Origin of the sequence: Pseudoalteromonas sp. bablab_jr010, assembly GCF_016464105.1 — a bacterium.
GTDB classification, from domain to species: domain Bacteria; phylum Pseudomonadota; class Gammaproteobacteria; order Enterobacterales; family Alteromonadaceae; genus Pseudoalteromonas; species Pseudoalteromonas simplex.
The window spans coordinates 136,792-158,147 of sequence record NZ_JACDWV010000148.1 but is presented as its reverse complement, the minus strand read 5'-3'; the positions used below and the strand labels follow the sequence as shown (position 1 = coordinate 158,147).

Genomic DNA, 21,356 nt, shown 5'->3' with positions numbered 1-21,356 from the left:
ATTAACATAAAGTTTATATTTCAATTAATAACAATAAAATATTATTTTAAATATAGATTTCAATCATACCTTCTTATTTTTATAAGCTATTGACTAGTTAATTTAAACCATAAATTACCAGTTATATGAAAAGTCTGATCGTACCTTATATAAAAACAGTTTAGAATGCGGTATGAATACAATAGTTCATTTCATGGAGGGTAAATGAATAAACAGCAATTAAATGATATTTCGTTACAAAAAATTTGGATTGGTGAGCTTAAGGATATTGATTTTTTAGTTTACGGACACGAATTCACAGTATTTAACGACGTAGAGCACTTTTTTTCCGCTTTTGAAGCTCAATCTCATTTTCCACTTATTGTTTTTGCTGACAACATTGTAAACCAAGGCGAAGCGCTCAAGAAAATCCGTAAGCACGAACTGTTATGGCAAAGCTGTATTTTGGTAAATACGCCTTGTTATTTATCAGAAGCTCTTGCAAATGGTCTTTTTAATAAACAAAGTGATGATTTTTATAACTCCGTAATAACGCGCGCAACTAGTTTAAATCTAAGTCTTAATTTAGTCGACTCAGCTTTAACTAAGCTTTTGTCTTTTATGTGGATTTATAAAGGTAATAGCTTGTTACCTGTTCATGATTTAAGCATTAATAGTGTTTATTATTATCCGCTTTTAGAGTGTTTTGGGGTTAACACTAAAGATGCGATGTCATGGTTGTCGAGTATCCATAGAAGAAAACTCTTACAGACAGATAAATTAATCGACCGTGTTCGCTACTGTAGACACTGCCAATCAGGGCACTTAAATTATGTTGATTCATGCCCAAGTTGTCAAAGTATTGATATTGCTAACGTATCTAGTTTGCACTGTTTTAACTGTGGTCATGTAAATGGCGAATCTAAATTTAAAGAGGGTATCGGGCTAAGCTGCCCTAATTGCCATACAAAATTGAGACACATTGGCGTTGACTATGATCGCCCAATAGAAAATCAGAAATGTAACCAATGCCATACTAGCTTTGTAGATGCTGACGTTATTGCTAAATGCTTCCACTGTCAGACCAGTAATCAAGTTGATGAGTTAATAGTACAGAACATTCATAGTTACAACATATCAATGGAAGGTAAAAGTTTAATTAGACTTGGTGAGCGTTTTGACAATTTTAATTTAACCAGCACTGACTCTATTAACTATTCACATTTCGAATGGGTGGTTAAGTGGCAAAACCAACTTGCCGTAAGGCACCAGCAAACACACTCAATAGTTAAGATAGAGTTAAAAAACCTCGCGCAATTTATTGCAGAAAATGGTGAAGCACGTGCTATTCAATTAATAGACGAATTTGAGAGCAGAATTAACGAGAGTATCAGGACCACGGATATTTGCTGTTTAGCAGGAGAGCATACATTACTTTTAATGTTACCTAATACAACAATTGAACATTTATCCTTTGTTTATCAAAAATTAAAAGGGATTTCTTTACTCAATAAAAATAGCGATTTCTCACTTTCGATTAAAGGCATTCCACTTCCATCAAAAGAAATGCCAGATGAAATAGGTGTTTGGCTTGAGCAACAATTTGCAGCTCAGCAGGAGAGTGTTTTATGAGTACGCTAAGCACTTTAATACATATTACTGAACAAATTATGTTTTATGTACAAAGTAATGTATTAGTTCTAGTAAAATTTATTCCTTTATACCTTATCTATGAGTTGCCGCTATTTTTAATAATCACGTTTGGCATAATTAAATGGACTAAAGAAAAGACACGTATAAACAATACTAAATTATTTTATTTACCAAAAGTTAGCTGTGTTATTACTTGTTATGCAGAAGGGGATGCAGTTAAAGAAACCATTCAGTCACTCGTTGAACAAACTTACCCAGGTAAAATTGAAATTATTGCTGTAATAGATGGTGCTGTTCAAAATAACCACACTTACCATGTAGCTAAAGAATGTAAGCAGTTATTTAAACGCAAAAATCGTGAGATTGTTTTATTGCCAAAATGGCAGCGGGGAGGGCGAGTTTCAACTTTAAACGCAGGCTTATCCTATGCTAAAGGTGAAATTATCGTCAATGTTGATGCGGATACTTCATTTGACAATGATATGATGGCAAATTTAGTCAGGTTATTTGAAGACCCTAATGTACCTGCTGTGGGAGGTGCTTTAAGAGTTCGTAATGTGAATAAAACTTTATGGACTAGAATGCAAGCAATCGAATACTTAATATCGATGCAGGGTGGTAAAACTGGCTTAGCTCAATGTAATTTAATTAACAACATTTCAGGTGCATTTGGTGCATTTAGACGTGATTTCTTAAAACAAATAGGAGGTTGGGATACTCATACTGCAGAAGATTTAGATCTAACAGTTCGTATCAAACAGTATTTTAAACGCTACCCTAATTTAAAAATACCTTACGCGACTGCGTCGATTGCACATACAGACGCACCTCAATCATTTAAAGAGCTTGTCTTGCAAAGATTACGTTGGGACGGGGACTTGCTGTTTTTATATTTGCGTAAACATTGGCCAGCTTTTTCACCTAAGCTTTTAGGCTGGAAGAATTTTTTGTTTACACTTTTTTATGGTTACTTGCAAAACGTTATGTTGCCATTTGTCATTTTTGTGTATTTTGTTGGGGTTGCTATTATTTATCCTTGGCAATTCTCACTAGCATTAATATTCGTCATTTATGCCTTATACCTTCTAACTATCGGCTATTTTTATTTGTTAGTTTTAGTTAGTGTTTCAGAAAGGCCTAAGCAAGATTTTACACTATTCCTCTGGTTACCTCTCTATCCCATCTATGCATTTATAATGCGCCTAGTATGTTGCTTTGCGCTGGTTAATGAAGTATTCCGGCGGTCGCATGAAGAGTCTAGTATGGCACCTTGGTGGGTGCTTAAACGTGGTCAAAAATTTTAGATTAAGGGAATAATATGAAATTGCATTTTAATAGCACTGCAAAGGTCAACAATCCGAACGAAGAAAAAGGAATTAAAGTTCCATATGCTGGAGCAAAAAGAACATCACATAAATTACGCTGGTATTTTTTAATTCTGATTGCATTGAGCCCTATTTGTATTGTCGCATGGATTTATTTAGTGCCACAACTTAAGGTTGAAGCTGTTGGTATCATTACGACTGAACCGCTTCTGATTAAAGCTCCAAGTAAAGGAACTATTGAATTTGTTGACGTTAACCTTGGTGATTCTGTGATGAAAGATGAAATATTGCTCACATTATATAACCCTGAATTGACAGGGCAGTATCAAGAAGTTGACCGACAAATATTAAATCTAACTCAACAACAGATACCATTTAGCAAAACAATTATGACGCAGCTAGAACAAAGAAAGCGAGTCGCAAAAGAAGGCGTTGAAAGGCAGCAAGAATTACTTAATACGTATAAAGATTATAAAAGCCGCGGAATAGTCCCCGTTTCTGATTTAGCAAGCGCAATAGCTGCTTTTAACAGTGCTCAATTAAGTTACGAACAGACAAAAGTTGATATCTTGCGTGAGAAAGAGCGGCAAGAAATGGAACGCTTGTATGGATTAAAGGGGCAACGCTATCAAGATCTTTCAATTGAATTTGCAAAGTTGTCTGCACTGCAACAAAACCTTGTTGTTAAAACTCCGTTTTCGGGAAATATTAACGATATCTTTGTGCAAGATGGTCAGTTTGTAGATCAAAACTCACCATTATTTTCAGTAGATACCGGCAGAGAACTAAGAGTTCATGCTTATCTTGCACCAAAATTTTTGGAGTATTCAAAAATAGGTCAAAAAGCGACTGTAAAACTTCCAAATGGTAAAAAATTTGATGCTGTAATTAATGAATATACAGAGCTTACAAGTAAGATACCCCCGCAGCTTTCAGGTCCATTCGAAGGCGAAAAAGCCGCTTTAAAACTTATTTTGCAAGTAGATATTCCAGCAGAATACCATATAGAAGGATTACCTGTAGAAATTCAATTTGATCGCATCACAATGAAGGGGATGTCAGATTTATTTGCCAAACATTAAATAAAAAAAGCCCGGTCAGAACACACAAGAACCGGGCTTTCGACAACAATTTGGTTGGGGGAACTGTTACAGCGCTAGGTTTTGTTTTGCGCGACTTAAGTTGTGATTAACAAGTTCATTTTTTGAAATTTGCACCGCTTCATAAAAGTCAGAAAGTGCAGCAGTATCTTTTTCAGACATGATGCGGGCAACACCACGGTTACTAAGTGCAAACGAAGTTAATTCGCGGCGTTTGTAACCTGGTACCTTACTTGTACTTAGAAGAGAAATTGCTTGTGTACACAGGCTTTCCGCTTCTGAAAAATTCTTTTCTTTAACGCTTAATGCACAGCGGTTGAAGGCAGTTTCGTATTGGCTAGTTGCATTATCGTTCGTTTGAGCTTGCTCAATAACCATCAGTTTATAATCAGCTTGTTTGGCTACTGCCATCGCTGAGCAAGTTAATAAAGAGCTAAGTGCAATAGTGGTTACAAGTGTTTTTAACATGATAGTTTTCCTCTGAATAAGTTGGTGTTTCTTACCAACGAGTGAACTTTAAAATATTCCCATAAGCTAAACAAACGATTAAATTAAAACTGATAGATGAAGAAATTTAATCTATAGAGTAATTACTCAGGATTCGAAATTTTACTGTGATGTAGAGGAGGTGAAGTTGTTTTATTCCTGTATTGAAAGTAACAAATTAGCTGAGTTGAGTGCTGATAAATTTGATATCGTTATTTTTTGTAGGAAAGTTATTTTGGCCTGCTGATTGTGGGCTTCAGATTTATTTAGGTTTAAGGGACGCGGCTGTCCAGTTAGAACAGTAGCAATCGGTAAGTAACTTTGTTAAAAATAATCTTTTAAGCATTGCTCTGACTAATGGTTATAAATGCTCAAAACGTGTGTTAAAAACTTTTGGTGGTTCATGAAGCTAATCATATCCCTTGTTAGGAAAGCTATAGATTCCAAATTTAAAGTATTAGGCTTAAAAATCATACAGGATATAAAAACTGATGATTTTATTAATATTTTATTGTTTTGTCAGAAAAATGGCTGGGTCAAAACTTATGAATACGGTGATTTTGATGCATGGATTGATTACGGTAAGGTTAAGCTAGTAAAAGAAAATCGTGTACTTAATTTTGAGTGGGATTGTTGGTTTGAAGGTGAAATATCAGGCAAAGCCGATGATATTGTTTTCATAGCTAAAAAATTTGGTTTAATACCCAGAGATAAACCGACTTGGATTGAAGTTAAATAAAAAGCTCTTTTCTAAAGAGCGACAAGATTACAAAATTTGAACTCTGTTCACTTTGCACTAATTTTAACCTAACGTTAAAGCTAATTAAGTTGGCGAAACAACTCAAGGATAGACATGGATAAGTTTTGTTGGGAAATTACTGTTCAAGATCTTAATGAACATGCTGTTTGGCTTTTTAAGTATTGTAAGGATGATTCTGTTGATGAAACGATTGTAACACCAGCATCTGAAGCTGATACATTAAACCCTAATAATCAGCTACTTGTAAAGTCCCTGTTTACTGATGCTATTGGCAATAAATTCTTGGGTTACATTAATATTGGCTTAGCTGGAATTGAGTATACGCAACCATGTATGTTTGTTGATGATGAACCCGTTAGCTTTTGGTTTGGCATCTCAACCCCCAATACAATTGAATTACCAAAACTAAACTTTCCAATTCAGGCTGTTTCAGAGCCTATGTATGGCCTGCCTTCTCAAGTCGAGATTATTAACGGTTATATTTCCTCGAGTTATGGGTACGTACACAATAGATTTTAACCTAACAAATAATTCTGACTATAATTATGCAAATATTCTCTAAATTTCTTCTACTCTCTATCTTCATATTTGGTGTGCTTTCATTTAATGCGCTTGCTAACAAGCAGTCAGCTGATTTTGAAGTCATTAATCTCGCTGATGATTTTTATACTTTATATCAGTCAAGCAAGACGTTGACTGCAGAAAATAGAGCCGAGCAGTTTTCTCAACATTTCACATCTCAATTTGCGCCTTTTTATAGTGATAAAAGCTTTGTTAAAGCTATTGAGGGTTTCAGTGGAATAGAAGAAGTATATTTTTCAAAAAATAGACGTTTATCTAAAGAGTTAAACAGCAGTATGGAATCATTTATTGCTACTTTCCCTGATTTCAAATCTGAAACCCCCATTTACATACTTCACTCATTAGGAAGGTTCAATGGGGCAACGCGAGAGTTAAATGGTAAGACTTACTTAATGTTTGGTGTAGACCTTATGGCCAAATATCATACCTGGAAAAACGATACGCCATTCTTTCATCACGAGTTATTTCACGTTTATCATGAAAAGTTATTTCAATGTAAGGATGAGCTATGGTGCTCTATTTGGACTGAGGGATTAGCTACTTACGTTTCACATAAATTAACTCCGTCAGCCAGTGATGATGAATTGATGCTAAACATACCTAGCAATTTGGTGAAAAAGATTCGCGCAAGGCAGCTCGATTCTTTCGTTGACCTTAAGAAAAAGTTTTACTCAAAAAAAACTGAAATATATTCTTCATTTTTCAACTTCGTAAAGGACGAGACAAAGCTGCCATACCGAAGAGGTTATTACCTAGGTTATATTTTAGCGAAAGAAATTGGCAAAAATTACAGCTTAGAGCAATTGGCTAATATGGATAAAAAGACAGTAGAGAGCCTATTGCTAAAAGAACTTGATTTATTGATAAAAGCGGAAGACTAAAAAACGAAACACCTAAACGACAAAACCCAGCCTAAGCTGGGTTTTGAGACAACACAATTTTGTGAGAACTTATAATGCTAAGTTCTTTTTCGCACGCGTTAAGTTGTGCTCTACTAACTCGTTACCTGAAATTTGTACTGCTTCGTAAAAGTCAGACAATGCAGCAGTGTCGTTTTCAGACATGATTCGAGCTACACCGCGGTTGCTTAATGCAAATGAGGTTAATTCACGACGTTTATAAGCAGGTACCTTGCTCTTGCTTAGTAAGCTTATTGCTTTAGAGCAAAGTGTTTCAGCTTCTGTAAAATTCTTTGCTTGAACACTTAATGCGCATTGGTTAAATGCTAGTTCGTATTGGCGGTTTGTTTCTACTGTTGCTTGTGTAGATTGATCAATAACCATTAATTTGTAGTCACTTTGATCAGCCACTGCCATAGCTGAACAAGTTAATAATGAGCTAACTGCAACGCGTTTCATAAGTGTACTAAACATAATCATTTCCTCTATTTGAGTCGGTATCAATCGCCGACAAATGAACTTTAATTGAACACTACAAATTCAACAAACGATAAAAAATGACCTAATAGATGAAGAAATTTAACCTATAGACTTTAGTCTAATGTAATGAGTTAGTCTTATAGCTATCAGCTATCAGCTATCAGCTATCAGCTGTCAGCTGTCAGCCGTATGATCTGACCCCGATAAAGCAGATACGGGGTTTAAATAGGTAATGTTTACGATAAAAAACAATAAAGGAGTAGAGTACGCAAAACAAACAAATTGTTGTTAATTAAAAATAAAATCGGTACTTTATGATGGTATGTATAGTTGATGACTTAATTTATTCAGAATAAGCGTATAACCATGAAACTGATATTTGCGTTGTTACTTTTAGGGCCTGTTATTGCCAATGCAGCTGAAGATAAAGTGGCTGTTTATCTTAATTTTGAGCAAGCTTATTTGAGCAACGATGTATCTTTGTTTGCGCCATTATTAAGTAAAAACTATACGATTAAACAAACATTGCATATTCCTGGGCTAGGGTCAGATACTGTGCCTGTTACTAAAGCACAGTTACTTGAAGGCATGAAGCAAAATCCTAAGCCTAGTTCATTACCGCGTTCAAAAGCTGAATCAGTCAAAGTAGAAACAATTTCAAAACAGCAATTCTGTGCACGTTCACAAACTCTCGATCAAGTCGTAGTAGCAGGTAAAAACTACGAAGAGAAGGAACTAAGAAAAGCGTGTTTTAAACACGAAAATAACAGCTATGAAGCTATATCACATACCATTGATGTGTATTATCGAGAGCTTTGATAGAGATAATTAACATTCAGAAATTTCCGTGTATCAAATAAACGTACTAACTGATATTAATTACGGACAAACCCTATAAATGAGATAAGGAAATAAATATGAAAAAACAGTTAGGTTTAGTAGCTGGAGTATTTTTAGCATCAACAAGTTGTTTCGCAGCTGATAGCTTTCAAGTTGAAACATCTGTTTATAAAGCGAATGAGCTACTAGCATCGCCAGTAATGCTGGTGGAAGAGAAACAACCTGCGACCATCTCTATAGGTGAGGGGTTTAGCTATGAAGTTACAGTGATACCACAACAAAATAATACGGCAGCTGTAGAAACATCAATCACACTCGCTGGCAGCTATTTTACACCTTCTTTTGTTGTGGAATATGGTAAACAAGCGTCTTTTGAAATAGGTGAAAACAAAGTGAGTATCTTAGTCAGCAAGTCTAAAAGCTAATTTAAAGATAAATGACCCTCAACAAAATTGAGGGTCTTTAATCTTTTATTTTAGATGTTTGAAAGTATCAAGCATCCATTTTATAAATAGCTCTAATTGTGCATTAGTTTCACTAGGATCGTGTTGCACTAAGTAATATTTATCTTTCGTTTTTAATGGCATATCGGTGAAATTAAATAACCATTGTTCATCAAACCAAGTCTGACTGATAGGCAAGGGGATTAGGGCAATACCCATACCCTGTTGTGCCGCACGTGCCACACCAAACATACTATCAACCTGAATAATTTGTTTTGGTGCAAAGTCATCAATACCAGCATGCTCTGCCCATTGGTGCCAAGCCCAAGGACGTGCTTTATGAAGTATAAGAGGAACTTCATTTAAAGCCTGAAACGGGTTTTCTTGCCATGCTTGCCAGTTTTCTTTATTGCAAGCTGGTGTATACGATAGCGAAAATAGCTCATGTACAACGCCTTCGTGCGGTTTAGATGAAGACAATACAATCGACAAATCGCTTTGCTTAGTCAGCTCTTTACGCGTTTTTAAGGTATTAAGCTGTAAGTTTGTATTTGGGTGCTCACTGGTCCATTCGCTCAGTTTTGGCATTAAAAGCTCACTGGCGAAAAACTCAGGTAGTGTAATACTGATCGTTACGTTTTCTTGTAACTGACTAAACTCATTAATGGTTTTTTCTAGCGCTTTAATAAGCGGTGATACAGAGTCATAAAAATTCTTACCAGCCGCTGTTAGGCGAATTGAACGGGTTTGACGTTCAAATAGTTCAATACCCAATTGTTCTTCTAATTGTTTGATCTGATGGCTTACGGCAGACGGTGTAAGGTAAAGCTGGTTTGCTGCATCTTTAAAGCTAAGGGTGCGAGCAGCAAAACAAAATGAGCGTAGGCCACGAATAGGTGTTTGCATAGTTAATTTCAGTAAGTCTCAATAGCGCTTGTTAGTTAATTAACTGCTAAGCAATTATTATCCCAAAATGTAAAAAAATAGAGAGTAAAGAATGAATATAGCTAACTCTTGCCATATTGTATAAAAAGCAGCCTTTAATCGCTCGTTTAATCTATGTTTAGGCAAATGTTTAGTAAAAAAGTGATCTTAGCAGTTTTAGCTATTTCGTCATAGTCTCAGTATTAGATACTGCCAATTCACTAAAGCAGGGCATTTTATACTATTTATGTGACAAAATGGTGCGGCGAAAGGCTGACTTTAGATAAAAAAAATCCCTCTTGAGAGGGATTTTGGGTAACTCAGCGCCATTGGCACTGGGAATGAGGTCGGTACATGGGATGTGAGTGGTTTAAAAAACCATCTCTGGAACATCACCTTCAACAAGCAATTTGCCTGCCGTTTTGCTAATAATTTCATCTACCGACACGCCTGGAGCGCGTTCGATTAGATGAAATGCGCCGTCTTTAACTTCTAGTACGGCTAAATCAGTTACGATTTTCTTTACACAGTTAACCCCAGTTAGCGGTAAAGTGCAACTTTCTAATAACTTAGAGTCGCCATGCTTGCTTGCATGAGTCATCGTAACAATAATATTCTTCGCGCCAGCAACGAGGTCCATCGCGCCACCCATGCCTTTAATTAGCTTTTTTGGGATCATCCACGATGCGATGTTACCGTTCTGGTCAACTTCAAATGCACCTAATACTGTTAAGTCTACATGACCACCCCGTATCATGGCAAAACTATCTGCACTATTAAATATTGCTGCACCTGTGGCTGCTGTCACGGTTTCTTTACCCGCGTTGATCATATCTGCATCAACTTGGTCTTTGGTTGGGTACGCACCCATGCCTAATAAGCCATTTTCAGACTGCAACATAACTTCGATACCGTCAGGTACATAGTTAGCAACCAGAGTAGGGATACCAATACCTAGGTTTACGTAATAGCCATCTTGTAGTTCTTGTGCAACACGCATTGCAACTTGTTCACGTGATAATGCCATTTTATTGCTCCTTAATCGCGAGTTGTTACACGTTCAATGCGTTTTTCAAAGTCGCCTTTGATCACGCGATTAACATAAATACCTGGGGTATGAATTTGGCTTGGCTCAAGTTCACCTGGTTCAACAATCTCTTCAACTTCAGCAACGGTAATTTTACCTGCTGTCGCGGCCATCGGGTTGAAGTTCATAGCTGTGTGGCGAAATACAAGATTACCGTAGCGGTCGGCTTTCCATGCTTTAACAATGGCAAACTCACCTGTAATTGACTCTTCTAAGATATATGGGCGACCATCAAATTCTTTAACTTCTTTGCCTTCGGCAACCGGAGTGCCGTAACCTGTAGCAGTATAAAACGCAGGAATACCAGCACCACCGGCGCGCATCTTCTCAGCGAGTGTACCTTGTGGTGTTAAAACAACATCAATTTCGCCATCGAGTAGTTGTTTTTCGAAAAGCGCATTTTCACCCACATAAGAAGCGATGATTTTTTTAATTTGCTTATCGTGAAGTAAAACACCTAAACCAAAATCGTCGACACCGCAGTTATTCGAAACAACAGTTAGATTTTTAGTCTGTTTACGCTTAATTTCACTGATAAGTCCCTCAGGAATACCACACAAGCCAAAGCCACCAGCGATAATTGTATCGCCATCTTTTAAACCTTCCATTGCAGCTTCATAACTTGAAACCACTTTATCGAAACCGGCCATGAGCCTACTCCTTAATTATTCTGAGTGTTCTTTAGAGCAAGTGATACCTTGCTGACAGGTTGTTTATTTAGTGCACTGCAAATAGCCCAACCAGCTTTCGCCAGTCTTTCTAAATCAATTCCATGCTCTATGCCAAGTCCTTGCAGTAAGTAAACTACATCTTCAGTGGCAACATTTCCTGACGCGCCTTTGGCATAAGGGCAGCCACCAAGGCCTGCAACAGCACTGTCAACCGTTGCTATACCGCGGCTTAGGGCGGTGTAAATATTTGTGAGCGCTTGTCCGTAGGTGTCGTGAAAATGTACAGCGAGTTTTGATTTATCAATATGTTGCAAGAGTAAATCTAATAACTCATCGACTTTTTTCGCCGTACCTACACCTATGGTGTCGCCAAGGCTAATTTCGTAACAACCAAGCTCGAGTAATCGCTCTGATACTTTTAATACATCATTGTAGTCGACATCACCTTGATATGGACAACCCATGACACAGCTAACATAACCTCTAACACGAATGTTATTCGCTTTGGCAAAATCCATAACATCCTTAAAGCGGTCAATACTTTCATCAATAGAGCAGTTAATGTTCTTTTGACAAAACGCTTCACTTGCCGCTGTAAAGATAGCAAATTCTTGTATGCCGACTTGTTTTGCCGCCTCTGCACCCCGTAAATTCGGGGTGAGGGCACTTAAGTTAACGTCTGGCAAATTTAACGCGCTTATTACATCGCTAGAGTCAGCCATTTGTGGCACCCACTTAGGTGACACAAATGCGCCTGCTTCAATATCTTTAAGGCCTGCATCTGCTAGTGCGTTGATAAGAGAGACTTTATCTTGAGTGCTAACGGCGGCTTCATTTTGCAAACCGTCTCTGGCGCCAACTTCTACAATGCGAACAAAATCAGGAAACTGTGCCATTACGCCTCCGGCTCTTCAACAATCGCGAGCATATCACCATGACTAACCAGTTCACCTTCAGCAAAGCAGTAGCTGGTTAATACACCATCATGTGGGGCATTAAGCGTGTATTCCATTTTCATCGCTTCGATGATGACAACCGCATCACCTTTAGTAACCGTACTACCCACTTCAACTAAATGTTTAACAACAGTACCATTGAGTGGTGCAGCAAGTGGTAGTGCATCACTTTCGTGTTCACTAATATAGTGTTTATCAATCAGCTCTAGCACCGTTTGCTGTGCTTTGTACATCACTGTGATGTGAGAGTCTGTTTGATTGATATGAGCCACGACTTTTTCGCCATTAACAACTAAGTTTGCAAGGCCATTTTCAACATTTCCAGAGGTTGTATAGTCAACCCCATCTAAGTTGATTTTAAAGCCTTCAGATGTTTTAACCGCATGAACGTTTAAATCAACAAACGGAATCGTTGTCTTAGCGTCACTGTTTAGCATAAAGCCTGTTAATTGTTGCCATGGGCTGCTGCTTTCACCTTTTAGTTGATGTGCATACGTATAGGCTGCCACCACGGTTGCAATAACAGACTGTTGCTCGTTTTTAGCAACAAGGCGCTCACCTTGGTCTTCAATAAAGTGCGTATCGGGTGCACCTGCTTGAAAAGTAGGGTGTTTAGCAAGGTTATGTAAGAAATTAACGTTACAGCTAAAACCTGCTAGGTGGAATTGCTCTAGTGCTTTTGCTAAACGCCCAAGCGCTGCCTCACGGTTATCGTCATGCACAATTAACTTAGCAATCATAGGATCGTAGAACGGGCTAATTTCATCACCCGCTGCAATCCCTGTATCTATACGTACAAATTCAGATTCGTTCGGTGTGAATAGGGCATCAATGTGGCCAGAACACGGAATAAATTCATTACTTGGATCTTCTGCATAAATACGCGCTTCAAAGCTGTGACCTTGTAGCTGAATATCTGCTTGGCTAAGTGGTAATGCTTCACCTGCTGCAATATTGATTTGCCAATTCACCAAATCAACACCGGTTACCATTTCTGTTACTGGGTGCTCTACTTGTAAACGGGTGTTCATTTCCATGAAGAAGAATTCATCACCGCATAATAAAAACTCAACCGTACCAGCACCGCGATAGTTAATCGCTTGGGCACAACGTACCGCAGCTTCACCCATTTCTTTACGAAGTGCATCAGATAAACCCGGAGCAGGGGCTTCTTCAATTACTTTTTGGTGACGACGCTGTAAAGAGCAGTCACGGTCACCTAAGTACACACAGTTACCATGGCTATCGGCAAAAACTTGTACTTCAACATGGCGCGGTTTGGTGACATAGCGCTCTAACAGTACTAAATCGTTACCAAAGCCGGCTTTTGCTTCACGTTTTGCGCCTTCAAGTGCACCGATAAAGTCTTTTGCGTGTTCAACAACTCGCATGCCTTTACCACCGCCACCAAAGGCCGCTTTAATCAGTACCGGATAACCAATTTTTTCAGCTTCAGCTTGTAGGAAATCTGTATCTTGATTGTCACCATAGTAGCCTGGCACTAATGGTACATTTGCTTGGTGCATAATTTCTTTAGCGCGGGTTTTTGAACCCATGGCTTCAATACTTGATGCTGGCGGGCCAATAAAGGCGATATCATTTTTCTCACACGCGAGTGCAAAGTCACAGTTCTCAGATAAAAAACCATAACCCGGGTGAATACAATCAACACCTGCTTGTTTAGCTACATCGATGATTTTGTCTGCTACTAAGTACGAATCTTTACTTGGCGCAGGGCCAATGTGATACGCCTCATCAGCAAGCTTTACGTGCTGAGCATGTTTATCGGCATCTGAGTACACTGCAACCGTAGTTAAGCCCATTTGCTTTGCTGTACGCATAACTCGGCAGGCAATTTCACCACGGTTGGCAACGAGAATTTTTTTCAATGATTTTGTTGTCATAATGGTTCCTATTTCTGCCAGTTAGGGGCACGTTTTTCAAAAAATGCAGTCAGGCCTTCTTGGCCTTCTTCAGATACACGAATGCGTGCAATGCGTTCTGCGGTTAACTCAATCAGTGCATCATCTATTACGTTGCCAGCGACATCATTGATTAGCTGTTTTGCTGCTTTAACAGCAACAGGACCATTGTTGATAAGGTTTTGTAAGTGTTTGTCGAGTGCTGTTTGTAAATCGCCAGTGATCTGGTGAATTAAACCCAGTTGCTTGGCTGTATGTGCGTCAAAAATCTCAGCCGTTAAAAAGTAACGACGTGCAGCGCGTTCACCAATAGCTTTAATGACATAAGGGCTGATAACTGCAGGAATAAGACCAAGCTTTACTTCACTTAAGCAAAATTGCGCATCGTCTTGGCAAATCGCGATATCACAACACGCAATCAAGCCTAACGCACCGCCAAATGCAGCACCTTGTACGGCACAAATTGTTGGATGTGGGCTTGTAGCAAGGACTTTCATAAGCTTTGCTAGCTGCATAGAGTCCGCTAAGTTTTCTGCAAAGTCATTGCCAGCCATCGACTTCATCCAGTTTAAATCAGCGCCAGCAGAGAAGTGCTTACCGTCGGTTTTTAAAACCAGTGCGCGCACATCACAGCTATTTGCGTGTTCAATTAAACGGATCAGCTCACTGATGACTTCTTCGTTAAATGCATTGTGTTTTTCTGGGCGACTTAGTACCAGTACAGCCACATTTGATTTTGTTATTTCGAGTGTTACTGACATAAGGCCTCCATTACATTCTAAATACGCCGAACTGCGAATCGCGCTCTGGTGCATTTTTAGCTGCACTTAAGGCAAGCCCTAATACATTGCGAGTATCAGCAGGATCGATAATGCCATCATCCCAAAGGCGGGCACTGGCGTAATATGGATGACCTTGTTTTTCGTATTGCTCGATAATTGGCTTTTTAAACTCACTGACTTGCTCATCAGTCATGCTTTCGCCTTTACGGGCTAAACCGTCTTGTTTAACTTGTGCAAGAACGCCTGCTGCTTGTTCACCACCCATTACAGAGATACGGGCGTTTGGCCACATCCACATCATGGTAGGTTCAAACGCACGGCCACACATACCGTAGTTACCTGCACCATACGAGCCACCAATTAACACGGTGAATTTAGGTACATCAGCACATGACACTGCGGTTACCATTTTCGCACCATGTTTGGCGATGCCTTCGGCTTCGTATTTTTTACCAACCATAAAGCCAGTAATGTTTTGTAAAAACACCAAAGGAATTTTGCGCTGTGCACATAGCTGTATAAAGTGCGCGCCTTTTTGCGCTGATTCACTAAATAAAATGCCGTTGTTGGCAACAATACCGACAGGGTGACCAAAGATTTTTGCAAAGCCGGTTACTAGTGTTTCGCCAAAGTAGCGTTTAAATTCATCAAATGATGAATCATCAACAACACGGGCAATTACTTCGCGTACATCAAATGGCTTTTTAAGGTCGGTACCCACAATGCCGTAAATTTCGTTAATGTCGTAACGCGGAGGTTTAACATCATCAAGTAACGGTGCAGTAGGGCGCTGATAGTTTATTCGTTCAATACATTGGCGAGCAATCGAAAGTGCATGGGCATCGTTTTCAGCATAGTGATCGGCAACACCTGATGTTTTACAGTGAACATCGGCACCACCGAGCTCTTCAGCACTTACTTCTTCACCGGTAGCCGCTTTAACCAGTGGCGGGCCTGCTAAGAAAATTGTGCCTTGCTCTTTTACGATAATACTTTCATCAGCCATCGCTGGTACATAAGCACCACCTGCAGTACATAAACCCATAACAACCGCAATTTGTGGAATGCCTTTACCAGACATACGCGCCTGATTATAGAAAATACGGCCAAAGTGTAATTTATCTGGGAATACATCATCTTGTTCAGGCAGGTTTGCACCGCCTGAATCAACTAAATAAATACAGGGTAAATGACAACGCTCTGCGATATCTTGAGCACGTAGGTGTTTTTTCACTGTTAGTGGAAAGTATGTACCGCCTTTTACGGTTGCATCATTGGCGATGATCATACATTCAACGCCTTTCACACGACCAATACCAGCAACAACACCGGCACAAGGAATCGCTTGTTCATACACGCCAAAGGCAGCAAATTGAGAAATCTCTAAAAATGGCGAGCCTTCATCAAGTAGCGTTTCAATACGGTCACGAACAAACAACTTACCGCGGCCTTGGTGGCGCTCAATTAGTGCAGGGCCACCACCTAAACGGATATCAGCTACTTTTTCACGTAAGTCAGTTACGAGTGCTGCCATGTTGTCGTGATTTTGCAAAAATTGCGGATCGTGTGGATTTACACTCGATTTTAAAATCGTCATAACAAGGTCCTATCGGCTTTCAGTGAATAATTCGCGACCAATTAGCATGCGGCGGATTTCAGAGGTACCTGCGCCAATTTCATATAGTTTTGCATCACGTAATAAACGACCTGTCGCGTATTCGTTGATATAACCATTACCACCTAAGATTTGGATAGCATCAAGGGCCATTTTAGTAGCAAGCTCTGCGGCATATAAAATAGCGCCAGCGGCATCTTTACGCGTTGTTTCGCCGCGATCACATGCACGAGCTACCGTGTAAACGTATGAACGAGCAGCATTCATTTGCGTGTACATATCAGCGATTTTGCCTTGAATAAGTTGGAACTGACCAATAGGGCTATCAAATTGTTTACGCTCATGAATATAAGGAACCACAATGTCCATACATGCTTGCATAATGCCAAGCGGGCCTGCAGCTAAAACAACACGCTCATAATCAAGGCCACTCATAAGTACTTTTACGCCTTCGTTTAAGTTACCTAGAATGTTTTCTGCTGGTACTTCGCAGTTCTCGAACACTAATTCACAGGTGTTAGAGCCACGCATACCAAGTTTGTCTAGCTTCTGCGCAGTAGAGAATCCTGGTGTGTTACGTTCAACGATGAACGCTGTGATTCCTTTAGGGCCGGCATTTAAATCTGTTTTTGCATAGATAACAAAGGTATCGGCATCTGGACCATTAGTGATCCACATCTTGTTACCGTTAAGTACAAACACATCGCCTTTTTTCTCAGCTTTTAATTTCATTGATACAACATCAGAACCCGCATTTGGCTCACTCATCGCAAGGGCACCAATGTGCTCACCGCTGATAAGCTTAGGCAGGTATTTTTCTTTTTGAGCCTGTGACCCATTACGGTTAATTTGGTTAACACATAGGTTTGAATGAGCACCATAACTTAAACCAATCGATGCGCTTGCACGGCTAATTTCTTCCATTGCAATAACATGCTCAAGGTAACCAAGGCCCGCACCGCCAAATTCTTCAGGTACTGTCATACCTAATAATCCCATTTCGCCAAGCTGTGGCCAAAGTTGATTAGGGAAGGCATTGTCTACGTCTGTTTGTTCTGCAAGTGGGGCAATTTCTTGGCTCGCAAAGCTATTAACGTGATCGCGGATCATGTCTGCTGTTTCGCCAAGTCCGAAGTTCATTTCTTTGTATAGTGAAATAGTGCTCATAATGTGTGTTCCTGTGAGAGTCTGTTGACGAGATTGTTGTCAGGTTATTCGTCTAAATTATTAAGGGTTTCACGACAGCGGCGTTCTGCTGTAACCAATTCCATTAGTACAACTTTAATGTCATCCATTTGTTGGCTCAGGTCCGCTTTTTTCTCTGCGATAAGGTCAAGCATAGTCACTAGCTGTTTAGCGCTCGATTTATCTGCATCGTACAGTTCAAACAAACGGCCCGTTTCAGCCAAGGTAAAACCTAAGCGTTTACCGCGTAGAATAAGTTTTAGTCTTACTTTGTCGCGTTTTGAATAAATACGGGTTTGACCATTGCGATCAGGTGAGATCAGGCCTTGGTCTTCATAAAAGCGGATAGAGCGGGTGGTAATATCAAATTCTTTTGCTAGTTCGCTGATACTAAACGTTTGCTCATTGCTAGCAGGTTCAACTGCTGCGCTTTCAAAGTTTGTTTGATTGTCTTGTTTCATGATTTATTTACCTCATTCGAATAACACCAATATAAGTGAAGTTTACGTAAAGGTAAAGGGTGATTTGGGAGTTATACTTTAGACTTATAAAGATAACTGGTTGGATTTGTTGAAAAGCTTTATTTATCTAGCCTTGTAAGCAGATGTTCGATTTTTCATACAACAAAATACAGATAAGTTTACAGTTTTACCAGCCGCAAAAATGTTGATTTTAGATTTACGTTGGCGTAAACGTAAATATTATGTATGCTGAATTAAATCGAAATTAAACTATAACAAATTAACTGTTTGGTTACACATGATTTGAACACATGATGATAACCACTTACATGGAGCCAATTATGACTACTGAAGCCGTTGTTATTGTTGCCGCAAAACGCACCCCTATGGGTGGTTTTATGGGCGCACTAAGTGGTGCACACGCAACTGATTTAGGTGCTACAGCTATTAAAAGTAGCTTAGAGCAAGCCGATTTATCTGCCGATAAGATTGACGAAGTGATCATGGGCTGTGTATTACCAGCTGGTCTTGGTCAAGCACCTGCTCGCCAAGCAATGTTAAAAGCAGGCCTTAATCAAGGTACTGGCGCAACAACAATCAACAAAGTTTGTGGCTCTGGCTTAAAGGCTGCCATGTTTGCCCATGACTTAATAAAATCAGGCTCTATCAACTCAGCGGTTGCTGGTGGCATGGAAAGCATGAGTAATGCGCCTTATATGTTACCAAATGCACGTTCAGGTATGCGTATGGGTCATGGTGAAGTAAAAGATCACATGATGTGTGATGGCCTTGAAGATGCTTACGACAATAAAGCAATGGGTTGTTTTGCACAAGACACTGCCGATCAGTATTCAATTGGTCGTGAACAAATGGATAACTTTGCACTTAGCTCACTAACTAAAGCAAATAGTGCGATTGAGACAGGTGCATTTGCGAACGAGATTGCCGCGCACACTATTTCTACACGCAAAGGTGATGTGACCGTTGCGATTGATGAGCAACCAGGCAATGCACGCCCTGATAAAATCCCAGGTTTACGTCCTGCATTCAAAAAAGATGGCACGATAACAGCTGCAAACTCGTCATCAATTTCTGATGGTGCAGCAGCGCTTGTGTTAATGCGTGAATCAGATGCTAAAGCACAAGGTTTAACACCACTGTGTCGTATTGTTGCTCACAGCACACATTCTCAAGCACCAAGTGAATTTACTTTAGCACCTGTTGGCGCAATGCAATCGCTTTTAGAAAAAGCCGGTTGGTCTGTGAATGATGTTGATTTATGGGAAATCAACGAAGCGTTTGCCATGGTGACTATGCTTGCAATTAACGAGTTAAAACTTGATGAAAGCAAAGTAAACGTAAACGGCGGTGCCTGTGCACTTGGTCACCCTATTGGTGCAAGCGGCGCGCGTATCTTAGTTACCTTAATTCATGCATTAAAAAATCGTGGTCTTAGCAAAGGTGTTGCCTCACTGTGTATCGGTGGTGGTGAAGCTGTTGCTATGGCTGTTGAAGCTATTTAATCGCTTTAGAATTTTAATCTCTCACAGCCGCAACGTATTTTAAAAACTATCATGTTGCGGCCTCTTTATACCCACTGGGGAGGAGTGCCTCATGCACCAAGTACCTTTATTTATCAACGGCGAATTTACCCAATCAAGTTCATCGCAGTTGATTGATGTTATCAATCCTGCGAACCAAGAAGTGTTAGCTCAAGTCCCGTGTGCAACGGATACTGAAATGGATGCAGCCATTGCCTCTGCAAAAGAAACATTTAAAACATGGAAAGAAGTGCCAATTTCTGAGCGTGCGCGCATTATGATGAAATACGCAGCACTACTAAAAGAAAACCATGACGAACTTGCTACGATTATTTGTCATGAGCTGGGTAAAACATTTGAAGATGCCAAAGGCGATGTTTGGCGTGGTATTGAAGTGGTTGAGCAAGCAGCCAATGCACCATCTCTGATGATGGGCGAAACAATGGAAAACGTAGCGCGTAAAATCGATACTTACTCTTACATGCAACCACTAGGTGTATGTGCGGGTATTACGCCATTTAATTTCCCTGCGATGATCCCTTTATGGATGTTCCCACTAGCTATTGTGTGTGGTAACACCTTTATTCTGAAACCATCAGAGCAAGATCCACTAACACCGATGCGTTTAGCTGAACTATTTGTTGAAGCGGGCGCGCCAAAAGGGGTGTTACAAGTTGTTCACGGTACAAAACCACAAGTTGACCGTTTATTAGAAGACCCAGCAGTACGTGCGATTTCATTTGTTGGTTCGTGTGGTGTAGGTGAATACATCTATTCAAAAGGCACAGCAAACCTTAAACGCGTACAAGCTTGTGTAGGTGCAAAAAACCACATGGTTATTATGCCTGATGCAAGTAAATCGCATGTTGTAAACAACCTAGTCGGTGCGTCTGTAGGTGCTGCGGGTCAGCGCTGTATGGGTATTTCGGTTGCTGTGTTTGTTGGTCAAGCAAAAGACTGGGTTGACGAAATTAAAGCAGGCTTTGAAAACGTACGCCCAGGTGTATGGGATGATGCCAACGCGGCTTACGGCCCACAAACATCAAAAGCTGCTAAAGACCGTATTTTATCACTTATCGCAAGTGGTAAAGAACAAGGTGCAACGTGCTTAATTGATGGCTCTGACTATACTGTTGAAGGTTACGAGCAAGGTAACTGGGTTGGTCCAACGCTATTTACTGATGTAACCACCGAGATGGATTTATACAAAGAAGAGATCTTTGGTCCTGTATTGGCTTGTATGTTCGTAGATACTCTTGAAGAGGCGATTGAGCTTATCAATAACTCGCCTTACGGTAACGGTACTTCGTTATTCACATCAAGCGGCGCTGCTGCACGTAAATTCCAACATGAAATTGAAGTAGGTCAAGTTGGTATCAACGTGCCAATTCCTGTGCCACTCCCGTTTTTCTCATTCACAGGTTGGAAAGGCTCATTCTACGGTGATCAACACACCTATGGTAAGCAAGGTATTCGTTTTTACACAGAAACGAAAACAATTACTTCACGTTGGTTCGAGGATGATATCGCCTCTGGTCCGAACATGAGTATCAACCTTAAATAAGCCGTAATTAATTTACTGCTGAGCGAGCACACGCTCGCTCAAAGAACACACATTTAAACGACAACAATCGTTATTCACACAAGAATAAGACAACAAAATAG

At 39.7% G+C, this 21,356-nt stretch carries 21 protein-coding genes; 10 read left to right on the top strand and 11 right to left on the bottom strand.

Annotated features, from left to right (window positions below; genetic code table 11):
- Positions 1-204 precede the first annotated feature (204 nt).
- From JIG37_RS14205 to JIG37_RS14195, 3 genes are read left to right on the top strand one after another with little or no spacing between them, the layout of a single operon-like run.
- Positions 205-1,611 (top strand): hypothetical protein, encoded by a 1,407-nt coding sequence (locus JIG37_RS14205; protein WP_199529649.1) that lies wholly within the window; start codon positions 205-207, stop codon positions 1,609-1,611.
- Positions 1,608-2,936, top strand: coding sequence for a glycosyltransferase (locus JIG37_RS14200; protein WP_138601343.1), 1,329 nt, complete (start codon positions 1,608-1,610; stop codon positions 2,934-2,936). The genes JIG37_RS14205 and JIG37_RS14200 overlap by 4 nt, the downstream gene beginning before the upstream one ends.
- 14 nt (positions 2,937-2,950) lie before the next feature.
- The gene (locus JIG37_RS14195) at positions 2,951-4,039 is read left to right on the top strand and encodes an HlyD family secretion protein (RefSeq protein WP_054553787.1); all 1,089 of its coding nucleotides are present in this window, start codon (positions 2,951-2,953) and stop codon (positions 4,037-4,039) included.
- Between the two features lie 66 nt (positions 4,040-4,105).
- Here JIG37_RS14195 and JIG37_RS14190 read toward each other — a convergent pair whose 3' ends face one another.
- Entirely contained in the window at positions 4,106-4,525 is a 420-nt protein-coding gene (locus JIG37_RS14190) for a hypothetical protein (RefSeq protein ID WP_054553788.1), read from the bottom strand.
- Positions 4,526-4,946: 421 nt separating this feature from the next.
- Here JIG37_RS14190 and JIG37_RS14185 point away from each other — a divergent pair, with 421 nt between their 5' ends.
- The 3 genes from JIG37_RS14185 (at position 4,947) to JIG37_RS14175 (ending at position 6,766) form a co-directional block, all read left to right on the top strand.
- Entirely contained in the window at positions 4,947-5,282 is a 336-nt protein-coding gene (locus tag JIG37_RS14185; protein ID WP_199529648.1) for a hypothetical protein, read from the top strand.
- 114 nt (positions 5,283-5,396) lie between these two features.
- The gene (locus tag JIG37_RS14180) at positions 5,397-5,822 is read left to right on the top strand and encodes a hypothetical protein (protein WP_199529647.1); all 426 of its coding nucleotides are present in this window, start codon (positions 5,397-5,399) and stop codon (positions 5,820-5,822) included.
- A gap of 26 nt (positions 5,823-5,848) precedes the next feature.
- Positions 5,849-6,766 (top strand): DUF5700 domain-containing putative Zn-dependent protease, encoded by a 918-nt coding sequence (locus JIG37_RS14175; RefSeq protein ID WP_199529646.1) that lies wholly within the window; start codon positions 5,849-5,851, stop codon positions 6,764-6,766.
- 69 nt (positions 6,767-6,835) lie between these two features.
- Here the strand turns inward: JIG37_RS14175 and JIG37_RS14170 are convergent, their stop codons facing one another.
- Positions 6,836-7,258, bottom strand: coding sequence for a hypothetical protein (locus tag JIG37_RS14170; protein ID WP_166340183.1), 423 nt, complete (start codon positions 7,256-7,258; stop codon positions 6,836-6,838).
- A 372-nt stretch (positions 7,259-7,630) separates the two neighbouring features.
- On the opposite strand from JIG37_RS14170, the gene JIG37_RS14165 reads away from it, so the two are divergent.
- On the top strand, positions 7,631-8,083 hold the full coding sequence (locus JIG37_RS14165) for a hypothetical protein (protein ID WP_187489630.1): 453 nt from the start codon (positions 7,631-7,633) through the stop codon (positions 8,081-8,083).
- Between the two features lie 98 nt (positions 8,084-8,181).
- Positions 8,182-8,529: a hypothetical protein gene (locus JIG37_RS14160; RefSeq protein ID WP_138615840.1), complete on the top strand. Its 348-nt coding sequence runs from the start codon at positions 8,182-8,184 to the stop codon at positions 8,527-8,529.
- 45 nt (positions 8,530-8,574) lie between these two features.
- Here JIG37_RS14160 and JIG37_RS14155 read toward each other — a convergent pair whose 3' ends face one another.
- The 9 genes from JIG37_RS14155 to JIG37_RS14115 form a co-directional block, all read right to left on the bottom strand.
- Positions 8,575-9,453, bottom strand: coding sequence for a LysR family transcriptional regulator (locus JIG37_RS14155; protein WP_054553795.1), 879 nt, complete (start codon positions 9,451-9,453; stop codon positions 8,575-8,577).
- Between the two features lie 388 nt (positions 9,454-9,841).
- Positions 9,842-10,498 (bottom strand): 3-oxoacid CoA-transferase subunit B, encoded by a 657-nt coding sequence (locus JIG37_RS14150; RefSeq protein ID WP_054553796.1) that lies wholly within the window; start codon positions 10,496-10,498, stop codon positions 9,842-9,844.
- Between the two features lie 11 nt (positions 10,499-10,509).
- On the bottom strand, positions 10,510-11,208 hold the full coding sequence (locus JIG37_RS14145) for a CoA transferase subunit A (protein ID WP_054553797.1): 699 nt from the start codon (positions 11,206-11,208) through the stop codon (positions 10,510-10,512).
- A gap of 11 nt (positions 11,209-11,219) precedes the next feature.
- Positions 11,220-12,125 (bottom strand): hydroxymethylglutaryl-CoA lyase, encoded by a 906-nt coding sequence (locus JIG37_RS14140; RefSeq protein WP_199529645.1) that lies wholly within the window; start codon positions 12,123-12,125, stop codon positions 11,220-11,222.
- Complete coding sequence (locus JIG37_RS14135; protein WP_199529644.1) at positions 12,125-14,089, bottom strand: acetyl/propionyl/methylcrotonyl-CoA carboxylase subunit alpha; 1,965 nt, start codon at positions 14,087-14,089, stop codon at positions 12,125-12,127. The genes JIG37_RS14140 and JIG37_RS14135 overlap by 1 nt, the downstream gene beginning before the upstream one ends.
- Before the next feature lie 8 nt (positions 14,090-14,097).
- Positions 14,098-14,868 (bottom strand): enoyl-CoA hydratase/isomerase family protein, encoded by a 771-nt coding sequence (locus JIG37_RS14130; RefSeq protein WP_199529643.1) that lies wholly within the window; start codon positions 14,866-14,868, stop codon positions 14,098-14,100.
- A 10-nt stretch (positions 14,869-14,878) separates the two neighbouring features.
- Positions 14,879-16,486, bottom strand: coding sequence for a carboxyl transferase domain-containing protein (locus tag JIG37_RS14125; RefSeq protein WP_135924635.1), 1,608 nt, complete (start codon positions 16,484-16,486; stop codon positions 14,879-14,881).
- Between the two features lie 9 nt (positions 16,487-16,495).
- Entirely contained in the window at positions 16,496-17,671 is a 1,176-nt protein-coding gene (locus JIG37_RS14120; RefSeq protein ID WP_054561519.1) for an isovaleryl-CoA dehydrogenase, read from the bottom strand.
- Between the two features lie 44 nt (positions 17,672-17,715).
- The gene (locus tag JIG37_RS14115; protein ID WP_054553803.1) at positions 17,716-18,150 is read right to left on the bottom strand and encodes a MerR family DNA-binding transcriptional regulator; all 435 of its coding nucleotides are present in this window, start codon (positions 18,148-18,150) and stop codon (positions 17,716-17,718) included.
- A gap of 341 nt (positions 18,151-18,491) precedes the next feature.
- Between JIG37_RS14115 and JIG37_RS14110 the strand changes: the two genes are divergently transcribed.
- Together JIG37_RS14110 and JIG37_RS14105 are read left to right on the top strand one after the other, a co-directional pair.
- On the top strand, positions 18,492-19,673 hold the full coding sequence (locus JIG37_RS14110) for an acetyl-CoA C-acyltransferase (protein ID WP_199529642.1): 1,182 nt from the start codon (positions 18,492-18,494) through the stop codon (positions 19,671-19,673).
- A gap of 91 nt (positions 19,674-19,764) precedes the next feature.
- On the top strand, positions 19,765-21,255 hold the full coding sequence (locus JIG37_RS14105; RefSeq protein WP_199529641.1) for a CoA-acylating methylmalonate-semialdehyde dehydrogenase: 1,491 nt from the start codon (positions 19,765-19,767) through the stop codon (positions 21,253-21,255).
- Positions 21,256-21,356: the final 101 nt, after the last annotated feature.

Excerpts from the sequence above, each read along its gene's own strand:
- JIG37_RS14205 (WP_199529649.1), top strand. The coding sequence starts at position 205 with ATGAATAAACAGCAATTAAATGATATTTCGTTACAAAAAATTTGGATT.
- JIG37_RS14200 (WP_138601343.1), top strand. The coding sequence starts at position 1,608 with ATGAGTACGCTAAGCACTTTAATACATATTACTGAACAAATTATGTTT.
- JIG37_RS14195 (WP_054553787.1), top strand. The coding sequence starts at position 2,951 with ATGAAATTGCATTTTAATAGCACTGCAAAGGTCAACAATCCGAACGAA.
- JIG37_RS14190 (WP_054553788.1), bottom strand. The coding sequence starts at position 4,525 with ATGTTAAAAACACTTGTAACCACTATTGCACTTAGCTCTTTATTAACT.
- JIG37_RS14185 (WP_199529648.1), top strand. The coding sequence starts at position 4,947 with ATGAAGCTAATCATATCCCTTGTTAGGAAAGCTATAGATTCCAAATTT.
- JIG37_RS14180 (WP_199529647.1), top strand. The coding sequence starts at position 5,397 with ATGGATAAGTTTTGTTGGGAAATTACTGTTCAAGATCTTAATGAACAT.
- JIG37_RS14175 (WP_199529646.1), top strand. The coding sequence starts at position 5,849 with ATGCAAATATTCTCTAAATTTCTTCTACTCTCTATCTTCATATTTGGT.
- JIG37_RS14170 (WP_166340183.1), bottom strand. The coding sequence starts at position 7,258 with ATGTTTAGTACACTTATGAAACGCGTTGCAGTTAGCTCATTATTAACT.
- JIG37_RS14165 (WP_187489630.1), top strand. The coding sequence starts at position 7,631 with ATGAAACTGATATTTGCGTTGTTACTTTTAGGGCCTGTTATTGCCAAT.
- JIG37_RS14160 (WP_138615840.1), top strand. The coding sequence starts at position 8,182 with ATGAAAAAACAGTTAGGTTTAGTAGCTGGAGTATTTTTAGCATCAACA.
- JIG37_RS14155 (WP_054553795.1), bottom strand. The coding sequence starts at position 9,453 with ATGCAAACACCTATTCGTGGCCTACGCTCATTTTGTTTTGCTGCTCGC.
- JIG37_RS14150 (WP_054553796.1), bottom strand. The coding sequence starts at position 10,498 with ATGGCATTATCACGTGAACAAGTTGCAATGCGTGTTGCACAAGAACTA.
- JIG37_RS14145 (WP_054553797.1), bottom strand. The coding sequence starts at position 11,208 with ATGGCCGGTTTCGATAAAGTGGTTTCAAGTTATGAAGCTGCAATGGAA.
- JIG37_RS14140 (WP_199529645.1), bottom strand. The coding sequence starts at position 12,125 with ATGGCACAGTTTCCTGATTTTGTTCGCATTGTAGAAGTTGGCGCCAGA.
- JIG37_RS14135 (WP_199529644.1), bottom strand. The coding sequence starts at position 14,089 with ATGACAACAAAATCATTGAAAAAAATTCTCGTTGCCAACCGTGGTGAA.
- JIG37_RS14130 (WP_199529643.1), bottom strand. The coding sequence starts at position 14,868 with ATGTCAGTAACACTCGAAATAACAAAATCAAATGTGGCTGTACTGGTA.
- JIG37_RS14125 (WP_135924635.1), bottom strand. The coding sequence starts at position 16,486 with ATGACGATTTTAAAATCGAGTGTAAATCCACACGATCCGCAATTTTTG.
- JIG37_RS14120 (WP_054561519.1), bottom strand. The coding sequence starts at position 17,671 with ATGAGCACTATTTCACTATACAAAGAAATGAACTTCGGACTTGGCGAA.
- JIG37_RS14115 (WP_054553803.1), bottom strand. The coding sequence starts at position 18,150 with ATGAAACAAGACAATCAAACAAACTTTGAAAGCGCAGCAGTTGAACCT.
- JIG37_RS14110 (WP_199529642.1), top strand. The coding sequence starts at position 18,492 with ATGACTACTGAAGCCGTTGTTATTGTTGCCGCAAAACGCACCCCTATG.
- JIG37_RS14105 (WP_199529641.1), top strand. The coding sequence starts at position 19,765 with ATGCACCAAGTACCTTTATTTATCAACGGCGAATTTACCCAATCAAGT.